This is a genomic window from Micromonospora sp. WMMD1155, assembly GCF_029581275.1.
Classification (GTDB): Bacteria; Actinomycetota; Actinomycetes; order Mycobacteriales; family Micromonosporaceae; genus Micromonospora.
The window spans coordinates 787,006-804,072 of the sequence record NZ_CP120742.1 but is presented as its reverse complement, the minus strand read 5'-3'; the positions used below and the strand labels follow the sequence as shown (position 1 = coordinate 804,072).

Sequence of the window (17,067 nt, the reverse complement as noted above, 5' to 3'; positions counted from 1 at the left end):
GACCCGGGTGGGGCGGCGGTCGCCGCCTCACCCTGGCCTCGTACGGCGGTGGGGGTCTCTGTCGTGGGGGCCATGGGGTCGCTTCGGCTCGCCTACTTGTTCGTGGCTGCGGCCTGCGCGGCGGCCAGCGCCTCTCCCGGTGACTTCCCGCCGCTGAGGGCCGCCTGCACGGCGGTCCACAGCGATTCGGAGATCTTCGGGTACTTCGTGCCGAGGTTGTCGCCGGTGCGGCCCTTGGCCGCCCGAACCGCCTCGACCCAGACCTTGAGCTTGGGGTCCGCCGTCGCCTGCCGATCCTGGACGGCGGCGACGGGTGCGACGTAGGAGAGGGTGGTATCGGTGGTGAGGAGGTTGTCGGCGCTGGTCAGGCAGGCGACGAGCTTCTGCGAGGTGTCGTACCGTCCGGTGTTCTCCTGCACCGGGATGGAGACGAACTCACCGCCGGTGGGTGCCGGGGCGGGCCCGCCCGTGCTGGCCGGGATCGCGATCGTGCCGTACGCGAAGCCGAGCTTCTCCGCGTTGGCCAGCTGCCAGGTGCCGTTCTCGGCGAAGGCGTAGTCGCCGGTGGCGAACTCCTGCCAACTCGTGGTCTGGGTGTTGTTGATGACCGAGTTCGGTGCGTGGCCCTGCTTGAGCCAGTCCGTCCAGAGGGTCAGCGCGGCCACCGCCTGCGGTGAGTCCAGACTGGTCAGTTGGGCGCCGGATCCCCAGAACCAGGGCAGGAACTGGAAGCTGCCCTCCTCGGTGCCGATCGCGGAGAAGGTGATGCCCTTCTTCCCCTTGGCCTTGACCTTGCCCAGCGCCTCGTTCAGCGAGGCCCAGTCCGTGACGGCGGCGGGGTCGACACCGGCGGCGGTGAGGACGTCCTTGTTGTAGTAGAGGGCGAGGGTGTTCGCGCCGATCGGCACCCCGTACGTCTTGCCCTCGCTCTGGCCCGCGCCGAGCAGGTTCTTCTCCATCGACGACACGTCGAGCTTGTTGTCGTCGGTGGTGGTGAGCGCGCCGGCCTCGGCCAGTGTCGAGATGACCGGGTTGTCGACGATCAGCACGTCCGGCGAGTTTCCCTGCTGGGCGGCGAGCAGCGCCTTGTTGGTCAGGTCGGTGGTGTCGTAGCCGGTCCGCTCGACCGTCACACCGGCCGAGGTGCCGCACTTCTTGAGCAGCGCGACCCACTCGGAGTCGTCGGCGAACTGGGGGTACGGGTCCCAGACGAGGTAGGCCCCGCCGTCGGCGGGCTGATCCGAGGATGACGAGCAGGCGCTGCCGGTCGCTGCGGCGAGGGCTATCACGGCGACGGCGGCCAGGCGCCGCCGACGACTGAGTCCGGTCATGTGGTGCCTCACTTCGAGTCGATCGTCAGGGGGCGGGGTGGTGTGACAGTCGCGGGCCGGGCGGGGCCCGACCAGGAGGCGAATCGATTCGACGAATCGGTTCGCACGAAGATAAGGCGGTCCGCAACCAGTGGTCAAGAGCTATGCGGGTGGACGCGGAAACACAGCCGTCATCCGGTTGTCAATTCATTGACACGGTTCAGTGCCCGGTCCTACGATCCCTGCGAATCGATTCGCAAGTGCTGCCTCCGGAGAGCGTCCCCCACGCCCCACCAAGGAGCCGCCCGTGAAAACCCCGTCCCGCGGCAGGTCAGGACGAGCCGGTGCGATCGTCGCCCGACTCGTGGTCGGTCTGCTCGCCGCCACGACCGCCGTCGCCGTCGCCCCGTCCCCCGCCCAGGCCGCCGACGAGTCGATCAGCGTCAACTTCTCCTCGACCAGCGGTGCGCCGACCTACCGCGCCTCCGGCTGGATCTACGGCATGACCGAGAACGCCGGCGGTCCGGCCGACCACTTCTACCGGGACGTCGAGTTCCAGTACATGCGTGCCGGCGGCGCACAGCTCCCGGGCAGCGGCTGGGTCGGCGGGACCTACGACCGCCGCTGGAACTCCACCCTCGCCCAGGCGCGTCGGACCAACGCCCTCGGCGGGCAGTTCATCATCCTGCCGCACGACCTGTGGGGTGCCGACGGCGCGGGGATCTCCCGCTTCCCCGGCGACAACGGCAACTGGACCGACTACGACAACTTCCTGACCCGCCTGATCGGCGACGTCCGGGCGTCCGGGCTGTCGGTGCAGTGGGACATCTGGAACGAACCCAACATCACCATCTTCTGGAACCGCCCGATCTCGCAGTACCTCGAACTGTGGCGCCGGACCTACCAGCGCATCCGGGCGGAGTTCCCCAGCCAGCTCATCGTCGGACCGAGCTGCGCCTGCGTGCCGTCGACCACGCACACCTTCTGGAACCAGTACCTGGACTTCGTTCGCTCGACCAACACGGTGCCGGACATCATCAGCTGGCACTCGCTGCCGGGCGACCCGGTCGCGAACGTCGCCGCGGCCAACGCCACCCTCGACCCGCGCGGCATCGCCCACCCGCGTCCGTACCAGATCAACGAGTACGGCGCCCCCGACGAGCAGAACCCGGCCGACGGCGCGTGGTACATCGCGCGCCTGGAGCGGGCCCGGGCGGACGGCCTGCGAGCGAACTGGGCCAGCGGGGGCAGCCTGCACAACGACCTCGGCAACCTGTTGATCCGTAATTCGGCCGGACAGCACCAGCCCAAGGGCGAGTGGTGGAACTACCGCTTCTACGCCTCGCAGACCGGGCAGATCGTCGGTGTGACCCCGAGTCAGTCGTTCGACGCGTACGCCACGAAGACGACCGGCTCGGCGAAGGTCCTGGTCGGTGGTGGTCGTACCACCGGGAACCTGACCGTCAACCTGCAACGCCTGGACACGACCAGCGGCATCGTGCAGAACAACCAGGTCCGGGTGCTCACCCAGCGCATTCCGCACAACAACGGCGGTGCCGTCCAGGGGCCGGTCACGGTCTCCAGCAGCGTGGTGAACGTGTCCAACAACAACGCCACCGTCACCCTGCCGTACTCCAACCAGACCGACACCTACACGCTCACACTGCTGCCACCCTCTGAGGGTGGCTTCCAGTCGGTGGCCGTGGCGCAGCACTCCCAGCAGTGCCTGAACAACCCCGGTCTGAGCGCGGCCGACGGCAACGTCCAGCAGCAGAACATCTGCGACGGCGGTGACCAGCAGCTCTGGAACTTCCGGCCGGTCGCCGGAGTGGCCAACACGTACACCGTGGTCAACCAGCAGAGCGGCAAGTGCCTCGACGTCAGCGGCGTGTCCACCGCCGACGGCGCGGCCGTGCACCAGTGGACCTGCCTGAACAGCTCCAACCAGCAGTTCACGCTGCGCAAGGTGACGTACTCGGGCAACGACTCGCACGACTACCAACTCGTCGCCCGACACAGTGGCAAGTGCGTCGATGTCAACGCGGTCTCCACGGCGGCCGGCGCGCTGGTCCACCAGTGGCCCTGCCGAGCGGTCAACCAGGGCAGCCCGTTGAACCAGACGTGGCGGCTGCTGGGGCGGTAGATGCCTCGGGGGAGGTGATGCGTCGGCCGCTCGTCGGGCGGCCGGCGCATCTCCCGCCAACAGCATTCATTGACATGAATGAAATAAAGATCCTACGATTTCTTGCGAATCGATTCGCCGACACCACCCTCGCCCTGGCGCGTCGACAACCCCCCACCTCCGCGACTCCGAGGAGCACCTCGTGCGAACCCCGTCCCCCGATGGGCCCGCAACGGGCCCCGATCCCGTCCCGAGACGCCGCCGCGTCCGACGTCTGACCTTTCTGGCCGCTGCCCTGGTCGGCGTCCTCGTCAGCTACGGCAGCATGCCCGCCACCGCACCCTTCACCACTGAGGCCGCCGCGGCCGTGGCCGCGGCGATCGAGCCGGGGCAGAGCAGCACCATCGTCGGTACGCAGTCCGGTCGCTGCCTGGAGGTGCCGAACTCCAGCACCACCAACGGCACCCAGACCCAGCTGTGGGACTGCAACGGCAGCGCCGGACAGACCTGGACCTGGACGTCGAGCAGGCAGCTCACGGTGTACGGCAACAAGTGCCTGGATGCCAACGGCCGGGGCACCACCAACGGCACGCAGGTGATCATCTGGGACTGCAACGGTCAGAACAACCAGCAGTGGAACGTCAACAGCAACGGCACCATCACCGGCGTGCAGTCCGGGCTCTGCCTCGACGCCAACGCCGCCGCCACCGCGAACGGCACCAAGATCATCCTCTGGGCCTGCAACGGCGGCGCGAACCAGCAGTGGAGCTCGCCGAGCACCCCGCCGACGACGCCACCGCCGACCACCCCACCGCCGAGCGGCGCGCGCCCGTGCGACATCTACGCCTCCGGCGGCACCCCGTGCATCGCGGCGCACAGCACGACGCGGGCCCTCTTCGCGGCGTACTCCGGGAACCTCTACCAGGTGCGGCGCTCGTCGGACAACACGACCCGCAACATCGCGGTGTCCGCCGCGGGCGGCACCGCCGTCGCGGCCACGCAGGACTCCTTCTGCGCCGGTACCACCTGCGTGATCACCGTCGTCTTCGACCAGTCCGGTCGCGGGAACGACCTCTGGTACCAGGGATCCAGCGTGGTGCCGGGCTCACCGCAGAGCAAGCCGGCGATCGCCACGTCGGAGTCGCTGACGGTGGGCGGGGCCAAGGCGTACTCGCTCTACATCAACCCGGGCAACAGTTACTGGCGCGACGGGCACCTCACCGGAGTGCCGACCGGCGCCGCTCCCGAGGGCATGTACATGGTCACCAGCGGCACCCACGTCAACAGCGGGTGCTGCTTCGACTACGGCAACAGCGAGACGACGCGCAAAGCCGACGCCGCCGGGGCGATGGACGCCATCAACTTCAGCAAGCAGTGCTGGTTCGGCGGCTGCTCCGGCAGCGGCCCATGGGTGCAGGCGGACCTGGAGTGGGGCCTCTTCCCGGGTGGCAGCCAGACCTGGAACCCGAATCAGCGCGCGTTCACCAGCAAGTTCGTCACCGCGACGCTGAAGAACAACGGCACCACCCGCTTCGCCATCAAGGGCAGCGACGCGCAGTCCGGCAGCCTCTACACGCTGTACGACGGCTCGCTCCCGGCCGGGTACAGCCCGATGAAGAAGCAGGGCGCGATCATCCTGGGCAGTGGTGGTGACTGCTGCAAGCCCGACGGCGGCGCGAACCTGAGCGCCGGCACCTTCTACGAGGGCGCGATGGTCGCCGGTTATCCGTCCGACGCGACCGAGAACGCGGTGCAGGCCAACGTGGTGGGCGCCGGTTACCGTTGACCCGGCGACGCCGGAACGAGTCGTGCGCCGGTCACCACGCAGGTGGTGACCGGCGCACGGTCTCGTCGACGCCGGCCCGGTCTCAGGCGATCCGGCTTGGTTTCAGGCGATGGCGCAGGACGCACCGTTGAGGGCGAACGAGGACGGCCGGCCGTTGTTGCCGCTGTGGACGGCCTGGAAACCGATCGTCACCGAACCGTTGACGGGGATACCGCCGTTGTAGGCGACGTTGCGGGCCGTCACCTGCCCGGAGTTGGGCGAGTAGGTGGCGTTCCAGCCCGAGGTGATCGTCTGCCCGCTCGGCAGGGTGAAGACCAGGGACCAGCCGTTGACGGCACTGGTGCCGGTGTTGGTGATGGTGATGTTCTCGGTCAGGCCGTTGTTCCAGGCGTTGATGGCGACGGTCACCCGGCACGCGCCGTTGGTCGGCGGCGGCGTGGTCGGGGGAGGGGTGGTCGGGGTCGGGGTGGTCGGCGGCGGCGTCGTGGGGTTGGTCAGGCCGAAGAACTGCAGGGCGGCGGCTGCCATCCCGCCGGACGGCAGGCTGTGCCCGGCACCCTGGATGCTGTACGCCTCGACCTGCACGGTGCCGCTGGTGTCGGCGTACCGACGCCGGTTCCAGTTGGCCTGGGGAGTGTCAGTGGAGGTGGGTGTCTGGCTCAGGCCGAACACGTTCGTCCACTGCTCGATCGTCTCCTGCAGCAGCGAGTACGGCACGAGCGTGTCGTTGGTGCCGTGCCAGAGCTGGACGCGTGGGCGAGGTCCGGAGTAGCCGGGGTACGCCTGGCGCACGGCGTCGCCCCACTGCTGCGGCGTACGGTTCATGTTCCCGCCGGTGCACTGGCTGCTGCCGGGCGGGTAGTCCGCCGCGTTGGCGAAGCAGTTGAACGGCACGCCCATGAACGCGGCGCCGGCCTTGAACACGTCGGGGTAGAGCGCCAGCATGTGGTTGGTCATCATGCCGCCGGACGAACTGCCGGTGGCGTAGACGCGGTCCGGGTCGGCCGCGTACTGCTGCTGCACGTACCGGATCATGGAGATGATCGACACCGGGTCACTGCCCCCACCACGCCGCTTGGCGGCGTCCGACCAGGTGTCGAAGCAGTTGCCGAAGCCGGCCTGCTGGGTGGCGGACGGGTAGATCACGATGTACCCGTAGCGGTCGGCGAGGCCGGCGAACTCGCTCCCGGAGTAGAAGCCGGGGCCGGAGCCGCCGCAGCCGTGCATGGCGACCACTGTCGCCGGCCTGGCCGGGCGGTTGTCCGGCACGTAGACGTGCATGCGCATCCGTCCCGGGTTGTCCCCGAAGCTGGTCACCTCGGTCAGCGACGCCGCGTACGCGGGTCGGAACGCGGGGACCACCAGGCCGGCCGTCACCAGTGGCACGGCGAGCGCGAGCAGCAGTTTTCTCTTGATTGTCAACGGACGACTCCTTCGATTGCCGGTGCGGCTGGGATTGGTCGCGCGATCCGCCGGCGGGTGCGCCCGGTGCCCGCCTGATCGCGCCTGCCCGCTACCTGTGGTCTGCCCTGCCTCTGCCCGGCTCCGGACGGCATTGCATGGCAATTAGTGTTCCCCTCGGACCGACAAGTGTCAATCGAAGTCTCTCTATCGCGGGGCCGGTCCCGGGAGTCGGCCCGGCGGTGCTCCGTCTACAGTCGTCACACCGTCCCTGAAGAGCACGGAGCGCCTGTGGCAAGCCCGTTCGACATCGACGAGATCTATCCGGACGACGGAGATCACGAGCTCCGGCTGCCTCGGCGGCAGGCCGGCAACTCACCCCAGGGGGTCGCCGTGACCCTGCTGGCGGACTACACCCTGCGGACCCGTGTCCCGCTCCCGTCCGCCGCCATCGTGGCGCTGCTCGGGGAGACCGGCGTGACGACGGCCGGTGCGCGCACAGCGATCAGCCGGCTGGCCCGCCGCGGTGTCCTGGAGGGCAGTCGACTGGGACGCCGCAGCTCGTACCGGCTGAGCCGCGGCGCGGCTGCCAGCCTCTCCGCGGGGGCGCACTGGATCCTCACCTCCACCACCTCGACGGTGCGATGGGACGGGTGCTGGACCGTCGTCGCCTTCTCGCTGCCGCAGGAGTTGAGCGCACGACGGCGGGCCCTGCGGGCGCAACTGCGATGGCTCGGCTACGCGCCGTTGTACGACGGGCTGTGGATCTCACCACGCGAGCTGAACGGTCCGGCTCGGGCGCGACTCGACCAGCTCACTCTCGGTGCCGTGACGGTGTTTCGCGGACGGCAGGTTCCGCTCGGCTCGGCCATTCACCGTGCCCCGATCGAGGCCTGGGACGTCGAGGCGATCAGCCGGAGCTACGACGCGTTCCTCCGACGCTGGACGCCGCTGCTGCCCGGCGTGGTGTCCGGGGAGGTCGACGGTGCCGCCGCGGTGCGGGCCCGCACCGAGATCATGGACACCTTCCGGCGGTTCCCCGTACTGGATCCGCAGTTGCCGGTGGAACTCCTTCCCGAGGGGTGGCTCCGGCGGCCGGCGCAGGAGTTGTTCGCGGCCGTCTACGACGGCCTCGCCGCACCCGCCGAGCGACACGTCCGTGCGGTGGTCGCCCGGTTCGCCGACGGTACGCAACCCGGCATTCGGGCGCACACCACGGCCGACATGCTCGCCGGGGTACGCGTCGAGGCGAGCCTGGCGGAGCGGGGGCACGGCGGCGCCGCCGGCTGACGAGAGCGTCGTGGAGCTTGCCGCCGCATCGTGCCTGACACTCGACGTCGCTGCCGACCGCGCTCGGTCTCGCTTGCTAGCTGTGAGCGATAACAGGGCCACCCTCAGGCGTCTTCCGGTGGTGTCGCAGCGTGGCCGTTCCGGCAGGTCGCGCGGCGGATGACGCCGATCCTCGCAGGCGGTCGGTGGTGGGCGAGGCGAGGAGTTCCGGCGCGTCGGCGTGAACGGCTCGTTTCGTCTTGACGAACGGCATGTTATCGCTCACCCTCGATATCGAGGATTGTCGTTTCGTGGGGTTCACCGGGCGAGCCCTGCGGGTCGTACCTCGAATCTCGGCGTCCCCTCCGGGCCGGTGGACGTCACCTCAGGGCTCCCGGCTGCGCCGGCGAACGCCTTCCCCGACCGCGTGCGCCGCACCAGGCGGCCGTCCTGATCGAAGTGGCACATCACCACCACCGATGCAACCACTGAAAAGGAACGACATGAAATCACGCAGAACGTTGCTGGCCGCGGCGACCCTCGCCGTCGCCCTCACCACCGGTATGACCGTGGCGCTGACTCCCGCGGCCGGTGCCGGCACGACCCTGAAGGCTGCCGCCGCCGAGAAGGGCCGCTACTTCGGTGCGGCCGTCGCCGTCAACAAGCTGTCGACAAGCGCGTACACGACGATCCTGAACCGTGAGTTCAACGATGTCGTGGCCGAGAACGAGATGAAGTGGGCCTCCAACGAGCCGCAGCAGGGCGTGTTCAACCACTCCAGTGGTGATCGTCTGGTCAGTCATGCGCAGGCCAACGGCATGAGCGTGCGCGGTCACACGTTGTTGTGGCACGCGCAGCAGCCGGGGTGGGCGCAGGGTATGTCGGGCAGCGCGTTGCGCAACGCGATGATCAACCACGTCACCCAGGTGGCGACGCACTACCGGGGGAAGATCCATTCGTGGGATGTGGTGAACGAGGCGTTCGCCGACGGTGGTTCGGGTGGGCGTCGTGACTCGAATCTGCAGCGTACGGGTAATGACTGGATCGAGGCGGCGTTCCGGGCGGCGGACGCGGCGGATCCGGGTGCGAAGTTGTGTTACAACGACTACAACACCGACGGGATCAACGCGAAGTCGACGGGGATCTACAACATGGTGCGGGACTTCAAGTCCCGTGGTGTGCCGATCGACTGTGTGGGGTTCCAGTCGCACCTGGGCACCTCGTTGGCGTCCGACTACCAGGCCAACCTGCAGCGGTTCGCCGACCTCGGTGTGGACGTGCAGATCACCGAGTTGGACGTGATGACCGGTGGCAACCAGGCCAACATCTACGCTGCCGTCACCCGCGCCTGCCTGGCCGTCTCCCGCTGCACCGGCATCACCACCTGGGGCGTGCGCGACTGTGACTCGTGGCGTGGCTCGGACAACGCGCTGCTGTTCGACTGCAACGGCAACAAGAAGGCCGCGTACAACGCCGTCCTGGACGCCCTCAACGGCGGCTCCACCCCGCCCACCACGCCCCCGCCGGGCTCCGGCGTGGACACCAGCGCCTGGTACGTGTTGCTCAACCGGAACAGCGGCAAGGCGCTGGACCTGTACGCCTCGGCGACCAACGACGGCGCGCGGATCAGCCAGTGGTCACGGAACAACGGCACCAACCAGCAGTGGCAGTTCGTCGACTCGGGGAGTGGCTACTACCGGCTGAAGTCCCGGCACTCCGGCAAGGTGCTGGACGTCTACAACTTCTCCACCGCCGACGGCGCGGCGATCGTGCAGTGGAGTGACGGTAACGGCACCAACCAGCAGTTCCGCATCGCCAACTCGTCGGACGGTTACCTGCGTCTGCTCAACCGCAACAGCGGTAAGGCCATCGAGGTGCAGGGCGCGTCCACCGCGGACGGCGGCAACATCGTCCAGTACGCCGACTGGGGTGGCACCAACCAGCAGTGGCAGTTGGTCCGGATCGGATAGCGATCGGACGAGTCAGGTGACAAGGACGGCGGCCCGCCCCCACCCGGGGCGGGCCGCTCTTTGTGCCCGCTGGGGAGGTGCCGCTCGCCCGATCGGCGTCGCCCCACCGTCCATCGACTGTGAGCGATAACAAGAGCTACGTCAAGTCACTGCTCCGTCGCGGCGCGAAGCTCGCAGAGCTGCTACCAGCGCCCATGCTGCCGGCCGTGGAGAACCTCGCGAAATCGATGCCAATCGTTTGACGTATGACGTCGTTAACGCTAATTTTCACCCGCGGACCACCTGGCAGCCCGGAGCCGGAGGGTGCCGCGCACCCGGCGCGGGCCTGCTCCACATTCGGTCCGTGGCCTGGGCCACGGCCGCTCGGCGGCGGCCGCGTCTCGTCCGCATACCCCTCAGACGTGCTGACGCCACCACCAGTCGCCGGCACGCACCCCAGGGCACTCCCATGCGTTCTGCTCGTGGGCGGCCCCGATCGAAGGAGTGGACCATGAAGGTCATCGGTGAGGCTCGTCCCGCCTCCCCAGCACGGCATCGCTGGCGGTCAGGGTTGGCCACCGCGGCGGCCGCGGTCATGGCGGCCGGCGCGCTGGTCGCGGTCAACCAGGCCCCCGCGGCGGCGGCCACCGTGGACACCAACGCCTGGTACGTCCTGGTCAACCGCAACAGCGGCAAGGCGCTCGACCTGTACGCCTCGGCCACCAACGACGGCGCGCGGATCAGCCAGTGGACCCGCAACAACGGTGCCAACCAGCAGTGGCAGTTCGTCGACTCGGGAGGCGGCTTCTACCGGGTGAAGTCCCGGCACTCCGGCAAGGTCCTCGACGTCAGTGGTTTCTCGACCGCCGACGGCGGTGCGATCGTGCAGTGGTCCGACCTCAACGGGACCAACCAGCAGTTCCGGCTGGCCGACTCGGACGGCGGCCATGTGCGACTGATCAGCCGGCACAGCAGCAAGGCGGTGGAGGTGCAGGGTGCCTCCACGGCCGACGGCGGCAACATCGTGCAGTACGCCGACCACGGCGGTGCCAACCAGCAGTGGCAGCTCGTCCGCACCGACGGCGGCACCACCCCGCCACCGACCGGTGGCAGCGGCTGCGGCAAGGCGCCGACCCTGTCCAGTGGTACGCACACGATCCAGAGCAACGGCAAGAGTCGGACGTTCACCCTGCGGGTGCCGGCCAACTACGACAACAGCAACCCCTACCGGCTGATCTTCGCGTTCCACTGGCGGGGCGGCACCATGCAGGACGTCTCCTCCGGCGGCACCAGTGGAACGCCGTGGTCCTACTACGGGCAGCAGGAGCAGTCGAACAACAGCGCGATCCTGGTCGCGCCCCAGGGCTTGGGCAACGGCTGGGCCAACTCCGGCGGTGAGGACATCGTCTTCGTCGACGACATGATCAGCCGGATCGAGAGCAGCCTCTGTGTCAACCCGCGGCAGCGGTTCGCGCTCGGCTTCAGCTGGGGTGGGGGCATGAGCTACGCCATCGCCTGTGCCCGGGCCACCGTCTTCCGGGCCGTCGCGGTCATCTCCGGCGGGCAGATCAGCGGGTGCAGTGGCGGGACGCAGCCCATCGCGTACTTCGGCCTGCACGGCATCTCGGACAACGTCCTGAGCATCTCCCAGGGCAGGGCGCTGCGCGACACGTTCGTGCGCAACAACGGGTGCACCGCCCAGAACCCGCCCGAGCCGGGGGCGGGCAGCCGCACTCACATCACCACCGCCTACTCGGGCTGCCGCTCCGGGTACCCGGTGCAGTGGGCCGCGTACGACAACGGCCACATGCCCGGCCCGGTGGACGGCACCTACGCCGAGAGTGGGATCACGACCTGGACCAAGGGTGAGATCTGGAGGTTCTTCTCGCAGTTCTCCTGACCCCGGTCGCCGGCGAGTCCGGCGCTGACGTCGGCGGCAGCGTCCGCTCCCGTGCCGGGGGTGTGGCGCTGCCGCTCAGCGTTGCAGACGAACCGGCTTGCCCGAACCGCTGCGGCGGACCAACCAGGCTTCGGTGATGTGGGTGAACATCGCCTCGGCGGCGCCCTCGGAGTCGTGGGCGGCGATGCGCTCGTAGATCCGCCGGTGGCCCCTGTTGGACGCCACGCACAGGGAGCGCTCGGTGCGGCCCATGTAGCTGGCGGTGTTGATGACCTGGCTCTCCAGCGCGCGTACGACACCGCGGGCGATGCGGTTGCCGGACGCCTGCATGATCGTGTCGTGGAAGGCCCGGTCGTGCTCGTGGTACGTCACGTGGTCGTCGACCAGCTCGTCCATCCCGTCCACCATCTCGCGAAGGCGGTCGATGGTCTCCGCGTCGGCGAGCCGGGCGGCGACGTTCGCCATGTCGGACTCGAGCACGCGTCGGGTGACGACGAGATCGTCCAGGATCGCGAGGCTGTCGTCCTCGGCGATGGTGGCCGCGAGGACGAGCTCATCGAGCATGTCCCACTGTGACGGCGGGGTGACCATGGTGCCGGCACCCTGGCGGACCTGCACCAGCCCTTTCTCCTGAAGGATCTTGACGGCTTCCCGGACGACCGTCCGGCTCACCGAGAAGGTCTCGCAGAGGACCGGCTCGGGAGGCAGGGACGTCCCCGACGGGTGTACGCCACGGACGATGCGTTGCACGAGTTCGGCGGTGACCGCCCGGGCGAGGTTTGTCGGTCGGCGGACCCATGCCGGGGTTACCGGACTGTTCAGGGCTGTCTCCTGAGCTGGCGTCATGTCCCCTCCGAATGACCCGCCGTGGCACGACGTCCCCGTCAGTCTACGGCCCGAGTATTGACGTCACACGTCATACGAGTTACTTTCCGATCAACGATGGCAGGCGGTAGCGCCGTCGGCCACCCCACTTTCAAAGGTGACAACTCATGAGACAGCGCGCAATATGGTCGGCCGTCTTCGTTGTTGGACTGGCCTTGACCGGCTGTGGAAGTGCAAGCGACTCGGGCTCGTCCAAGAGTTCCGACGGCAAGTTGGTGGTGTGGGACTGGAAGTCCGGCGAGCCGTTCGCCAAATCGTATCTGGACAAGGCGAAGGCCGACTTCAAGAAGAAGCACGCGGACGTCGAGGTCGAGTTCGTCGCACAGCCCTTCGACCAGTACTACACATTGCTCGGTGCGGCGATCCAGTCCGGTAAGGGCCCGGACGTCATGATGTTCAACGGCGGGGGCCAGATCCGCGACCGGGTGGACGCGCTGGTGCCGATCACCGACTACGTGGCCGAGGACAAGCAGCGGCTGGCCGGCTGGGACGCGTTCACCAAGGACGGCAAGGTCTACGGCGGTCCGGTGACGCTGCAGGGTTACCCGATCTACTACAACAAGGAGATCTACCGGAAGGCCGGCCTCGACCCGGCCAGCCCGGCCACCACCTGGGACAAGTTCGTCGCGGACTGCGCCGCCGTCACCAAGGCCGGCTCCAAGTGCTTCGCCCTCGGTAACAAGGAGGGCGTCGGCATCCAGTTCTGGCTCTCCAGCATGGGGTCGGTCACCCTGACCGCCGCGGAGTACGACGCCTGGATCACCGGCAAGCGCGACTGGACCTCGCCGAACGTGAAGCGGGTCTTCGAGCTCTGGAAGGAGACCGGAGACAAGAAGATGAACACCGACGGGGCCAACTCGACCGCGATGTTCAACGACTCCTTCGCGGCCTTCCAGTCCGGCAAGGCCGCCCACGTCATGGGCCTCATGTCGGACGTCGGGCACTGGAAGTCCTTCAACGAGTTCCTCACCCCGGAGAAGCTCGGCGTCATGAAGCCCCCGGTCGTCACCGCCGGCACCACCCCGAGCCTGCCGTACGACGGTGGCATCGGCTACGCCGTCGCCAAGTGGACGAAGGACCCGAAGGTGGCCGCCGACCTGGTGCGCTCGCTGACCTCGGCCGAGGCGCTGAAGGCGTTCTACGCCGACGCCGGCGCGATCGCCGCCGACATCACGATCGACGTGTCGCAGGCCGGCCCGGCCGCCTCCACGATCGTGAGCGAACTGAAGACCGGTAAGCCGGCTCTGCACGTCGCGCTCTCCTCGAAGACGATCGACCTCATGGGGCGCCTCTCCCAGCAGCTGCTCAGCGGTTCGATCACCGTCGACGAGGTGGTGAAGCAGTTGGCCGCTTCCGACCAGGCGGGCTGACCTCGTGTCGATCGGAAACACGCAACCGTCGGTCCGCCTGGCTTCGGCCGGGCGGGCCGGCGGCCCGGCTGTCACCTCCTCCGCACGCAGCGGTGGCACCCGTCCCCGTCGCACCCGGGGCGGCCTGGGGGCCGAGCGCTTCGCCCCCTACATCCTGGTCGCGCCGGCCGTCCTGATCATCGTGGCGCTGCGGCTCTACCCGCTGATCCTCGGAGTCAACTTCTCCTTCACCGGCGACGGTGACCAGAACGGGGAAGCGGTCGGTCTCGGCAACTACCGGGAGTTGTTCGGTGATCCGCTGTTCCGCACCGCGCTGAGCAACGTCGGTCTGCTGGTGCTGCTGCTTCCGGTGGCGGTGGCGATCCCCGGTCTGCTCGCCACGTTCATCTACCTCCGGGTGCCGGGTCACCGCCTCTACCGCAGCGTCTACTTCTTCCCGGCGGTGCTCTCACCGGTCATCGTCGGAGCGATCTTCAACCTGCTGCTCGCCTTCGACGGCCCCGTCAACGCCGTCCTCGGCTCGGTCGGGGCCGGCCCGGTGGACTGGCTCGGTGACCCGGACATCGCGATGTTCGTGGTGGCGGGCGTACACGTCTGGGCCACCTTCGGGATGGCCCTGGTGGTGTTCCTCGCCGGCTTCGCCACGCTCGACTCCGCGCTGCTGGACGCCGCCCGGGTGGACGGGGCGTCACTGCGCCAGGTCGTCTGGCACGTGATCGTCCCGGCCCTCTCGCGGACCATCCAGTTCGTCTTCGTGACCACGATGATCGGGATGCTGACCTCCATGTTCGGGCTGCTGTTCGTCATGACCAGCGGTGGCCCGGAGGGCTCGACGTACCTGCCGGAGTACTACATCTGGATCCAGCAGGGCCAGATGAACCGCCCGGCGCTCGCGTCCGCCGCGTCCACGATCCTCTTCGCGATCATGCTCGTGGTGGGTCTGTTGCAGATCAAGCTGCTCGAACGATCGGGAAAGGTGGACTGATGTCCCGCGTCCGTCTGGGACGGTGGGTGGTCGCCATCCCGATGTCACTGCTCGCGGTGGCGACGATCTACCCCCTGCTCTTCACCGCCAACGTCGCGTTGAAGACCCGCCGGGACTACATCCTGGACCGGTTCTCCCTCACCAGCACCCTGCACTGGGAGAACATCAGCACGGCGTGGACCAGCGTCGGCATGGGCCGCTACTTCGTCAACTCGCTGGTCGTGGTGGCGTCGTCGGTGCTGCTGCTGCTCCTGATCGGGTCGATGGCCGGCTTCGCGCTGAGCCAGTTGCGGTTTCGTGGCTCCTCGGCGTTGTTCCTGGGCTGCCTCGCGGGGCTCTTCATCCCGTTCCAGGTGATCATGGTGCCGCTCGCGCGGATCATGGCCGACACCGCGCTGATCGACACGTACCCGGGTCTGATCCTCGTCTACGTGGCCCAGTTCCTGCCCTTCACCGTCTTCCTGATGACGAGCTACTACAAGGGCATCCCACCGGAGATCATCGACGCCGCCCGGATCGACGGCAACACCGTCTACGGCGTGTACCGCCGGATCATGCTGCCCCTGGGCACCCCGGCGCTGTTGTCGGTGGGCATCCTCAACACGCTGTTCTGCTGGAACGACGTCCTCATGGCGCTGGTGATGATGCCCTCGGCCGAGAACCGGACGCTCATGATCGGGGTGACCTCGTTGCGAGGGCAGTACTCCGACAACATCCCGACCTTCGCGTCCGGGGTGCTGATCGCCGCGATACCCGTCCTGTTGGTCTACCTGTTCCTCCAGCGCCAAATCGCCGACGGCGTCGCCGCCGGTTCCACGAAGGGTTGACATGCGGATCACGGGATTTCGGACGCTCACCACGGTCCAGGAGTGGGGGCGCCCCGTCGGCGACGCCAACGGCGTGTTCGCCGACGGGGTGGTCCCGATCTCGATCGTCCTCGTCGACACCGACGAGGGCATCACCGGCGTCGGCCTCGGGCCGCACGTCGAGATCGAGCGGATCTTCGCCGCGATCGAGGGCGAAGACCCCCGAGCGGTGACGACCCTGTACGACCGCATGCTGCGGCACACCTTCAAGGCCGGCCACGCCGGGCCGGTGTTCGGCACCATCGGCGCTCTCGACACCGCGCTGTGGGACATCAAGGCGCAGGCTGCCGGCGAGCCACTGTGGCGGCTGCTGGGGGGACGGGACCGGCGGGTCAACGCCTACGCCTCCGGCCTGGACATCGGGTTGACCGACGACGAACTCGTCGCCGCGTACGAGGTCTACGCCGGCCACGGTCTGCGGGCGGCCAAGCTCAAGGGTGGCCTCGACATCGAGCGGGACCGGCACCGGCTCGGCCTGGTCAGAGACGTCCTGACCGACGCCGGGCACGGCCGGCGGGCGGGTCTGATGCTCGACGTCAACGAGGCATGGACCCGCAAGCAGGCGGTGCGGCACGTCTGCGAACTCGAACGCTCGCTCGACCTCATCTGGATCGAGGAGCCCGTCCGGCGGTGGGACGCGGAGGGTCACGCCGCCGTCAGCCGGGGAGTGTGCGCGTCGGTCGCGACGGGGGAGAACCTGACCGGGCTCGAACAGTACCGCCCACTGATCGCCGCCGGTGCGGTCGACGTCGTCCAGATGGCCGCGGTCTGGGGGGTCACCCACTTCCTGCGGGTGTCCGCCCTGGCCCACGCGCACGACCTGCCGGTCAGCCCGATCGGCAACAGCCCGGTCGGGCTGTTGCACGCCGCGACCTCGGTGCCGAACCACCTGACCAGCGAGTTGCAGGACCTTCACCGTCCGGTCGGTGTCTCCATCGACCTGCACATCGAGGACGGCGCCTTCATCCTCGGCGACTCACCCGGGCTGGGTGTCCGTGTCGACGAGGAGGTGATCCGAGCCGCCAACCGCCGCCCGCAGGCGCAGACCGCCGACACCCCCAACGTCCGGCCGGAGCGGGCCGGCCGCTGGTTGCTGGCCGGTGTGGACGGTATCGTCGCCGGCCATCCGGTGCCCGTCGTCTCGCTGAACTCGCACAACGAGGTGGCGCCCACCGGGCGGTAGTGAGCTGAGCACCACACCAGGAGGAGCGTGGGTGCACCGCC

The 17,067-nt window shown here is 68.5% G+C and carries 12 protein-coding genes; 9 read left to right on the top strand and 3 right to left on the bottom strand.

The window, feature by feature from the left end; genetic code table 11:
• Positions 1-92: 92 nt before the first annotated feature.
• The gene (locus O7617_RS03320) at positions 93-1,331 is read right to left on the bottom strand and encodes an extracellular solute-binding protein (protein WP_282261437.1); all 1,239 of its coding nucleotides are present in this window, start codon (positions 1,329-1,331) and stop codon (positions 93-95) included.
• A 286-nt stretch (positions 1,332-1,617) separates the two neighbouring features.
• On the opposite strand from O7617_RS03320, the gene O7617_RS03315 reads away from it, so the two are divergent.
• Positions 1,618-3,453: an RICIN domain-containing protein gene (locus O7617_RS03315; protein ID WP_282261436.1), complete on the top strand. Its 1,836-nt coding sequence runs from the start codon at positions 1,618-1,620 to the stop codon at positions 3,451-3,453.
• A gap of 181 nt (positions 3,454-3,634) precedes the next feature.
• A complete protein-coding gene (locus O7617_RS03310) occupies positions 3,635-5,218 on the top strand; it encodes an arabinofuranosidase catalytic domain-containing protein (protein ID WP_282261435.1) in 1,584 nt (527 codons plus the stop codon).
• Between the two features lie 102 nt (positions 5,219-5,320).
• Here the strand turns inward: O7617_RS03310 and O7617_RS03305 are convergent, their stop codons facing one another.
• Entirely contained in the window at positions 5,321-6,640 is a 1,320-nt protein-coding gene (locus tag O7617_RS03305; protein ID WP_282261434.1) for a PHB depolymerase family esterase, read from the bottom strand.
• A gap of 270 nt (positions 6,641-6,910) precedes the next feature.
• Here O7617_RS03305 and O7617_RS03300 point away from each other — a divergent pair, with 270 nt between their 5' ends.
• From O7617_RS03300 to O7617_RS03290, 3 genes are all read left to right on the top strand, one after another.
• On the top strand, positions 6,911-7,909 hold the full coding sequence (locus O7617_RS03300; protein ID WP_282261433.1) for a PaaX family transcriptional regulator C-terminal domain-containing protein: 999 nt from the start codon (positions 6,911-6,913) through the stop codon (positions 7,907-7,909).
• A 482-nt stretch (positions 7,910-8,391) separates the two neighbouring features.
• Positions 8,392-9,858 carry an endo-1,4-beta-xylanase gene (locus tag O7617_RS03295; protein ID WP_282261431.1) on the top strand — a complete coding sequence of 489 codons (1,467 nt, stop codon included), beginning with the start codon at positions 8,392-8,394 and terminating at the stop codon, positions 9,856-9,858.
• A 490-nt stretch (positions 9,859-10,348) separates the two neighbouring features.
• Positions 10,349-11,737 (top strand): RICIN domain-containing protein, encoded by a 1,389-nt coding sequence (locus O7617_RS03290; RefSeq protein WP_282261429.1) that lies wholly within the window; start codon positions 10,349-10,351, stop codon positions 11,735-11,737.
• A gap of 75 nt (positions 11,738-11,812) precedes the next feature.
• Here the strand turns inward: O7617_RS03290 and O7617_RS03285 are convergent, their stop codons facing one another.
• Positions 11,813-12,583, bottom strand: coding sequence for a FadR/GntR family transcriptional regulator (locus O7617_RS03285; RefSeq protein WP_282261428.1), 771 nt, complete (start codon positions 12,581-12,583; stop codon positions 11,813-11,815).
• Between the two features lie 146 nt (positions 12,584-12,729).
• On the opposite strand from O7617_RS03285, the gene O7617_RS03280 reads away from it, so the two are divergent.
• Genes O7617_RS03280 through O7617_RS03265 form a run of 4 tightly spaced genes read left to right on the top strand, consistent with a single transcriptional unit; the run spans position 12,730 to position 17,026 of the window.
• Positions 12,730-13,992, top strand: coding sequence for an extracellular solute-binding protein (locus O7617_RS03280; protein ID WP_282261427.1), 1,263 nt, complete (start codon positions 12,730-12,732; stop codon positions 13,990-13,992).
• 4 nt (positions 13,993-13,996) lie between these two features.
• Positions 13,997-14,977 carry a sugar ABC transporter permease gene (locus O7617_RS03275; RefSeq protein ID WP_282261426.1) on the top strand — a complete coding sequence of 327 codons (981 nt, stop codon included), beginning with the start codon at positions 13,997-13,999 and terminating at the stop codon, positions 14,975-14,977.
• Entirely contained in the window at positions 14,977-15,804 is an 828-nt protein-coding gene (locus O7617_RS03270) for a carbohydrate ABC transporter permease (RefSeq protein ID WP_282261425.1), read from the top strand. Before O7617_RS03275 ends, O7617_RS03270 begins: the two co-directional genes overlap by 1 nt.
• A 1-nt stretch (position 15,805) precedes the next feature.
• Entirely contained in the window at positions 15,806-17,026 is a 1,221-nt protein-coding gene (locus tag O7617_RS03265; RefSeq protein ID WP_282261424.1) for a mandelate racemase/muconate lactonizing enzyme family protein, read from the top strand.
• Positions 17,027-17,067: the final 41 nt, after the last annotated feature.

Excerpts from the sequence above, each read along its gene's own strand:
- O7617_RS03290 (WP_282261429.1), top strand. The coding sequence starts at position 10,349 with ATGAAGGTCATCGGTGAGGCTCGTCCCGCCTCCCCAGCACGGCATCGC.
- O7617_RS03285 (WP_282261428.1), bottom strand. The coding sequence starts at position 12,583 with ATGACGCCAGCTCAGGAGACAGCCCTGAACAGTCCGGTAACCCCGGCA.
- O7617_RS03265 (WP_282261424.1), top strand. The coding sequence starts at position 15,806 with ATGCGGATCACGGGATTTCGGACGCTCACCACGGTCCAGGAGTGGGGG.
- O7617_RS03270 (WP_282261425.1), top strand. The coding sequence starts at position 14,977 with ATGTCCCGCGTCCGTCTGGGACGGTGGGTGGTCGCCATCCCGATGTCA.
- O7617_RS03280 (WP_282261427.1), top strand. The coding sequence starts at position 12,730 with ATGAGACAGCGCGCAATATGGTCGGCCGTCTTCGTTGTTGGACTGGCC.
- O7617_RS03320 (WP_282261437.1), bottom strand. The coding sequence starts at position 1,331 with ATGACCGGACTCAGTCGTCGGCGGCGCCTGGCCGCCGTCGCCGTGATA.
- O7617_RS03295 (WP_282261431.1), top strand. The coding sequence starts at position 8,392 with ATGAAATCACGCAGAACGTTGCTGGCCGCGGCGACCCTCGCCGTCGCC.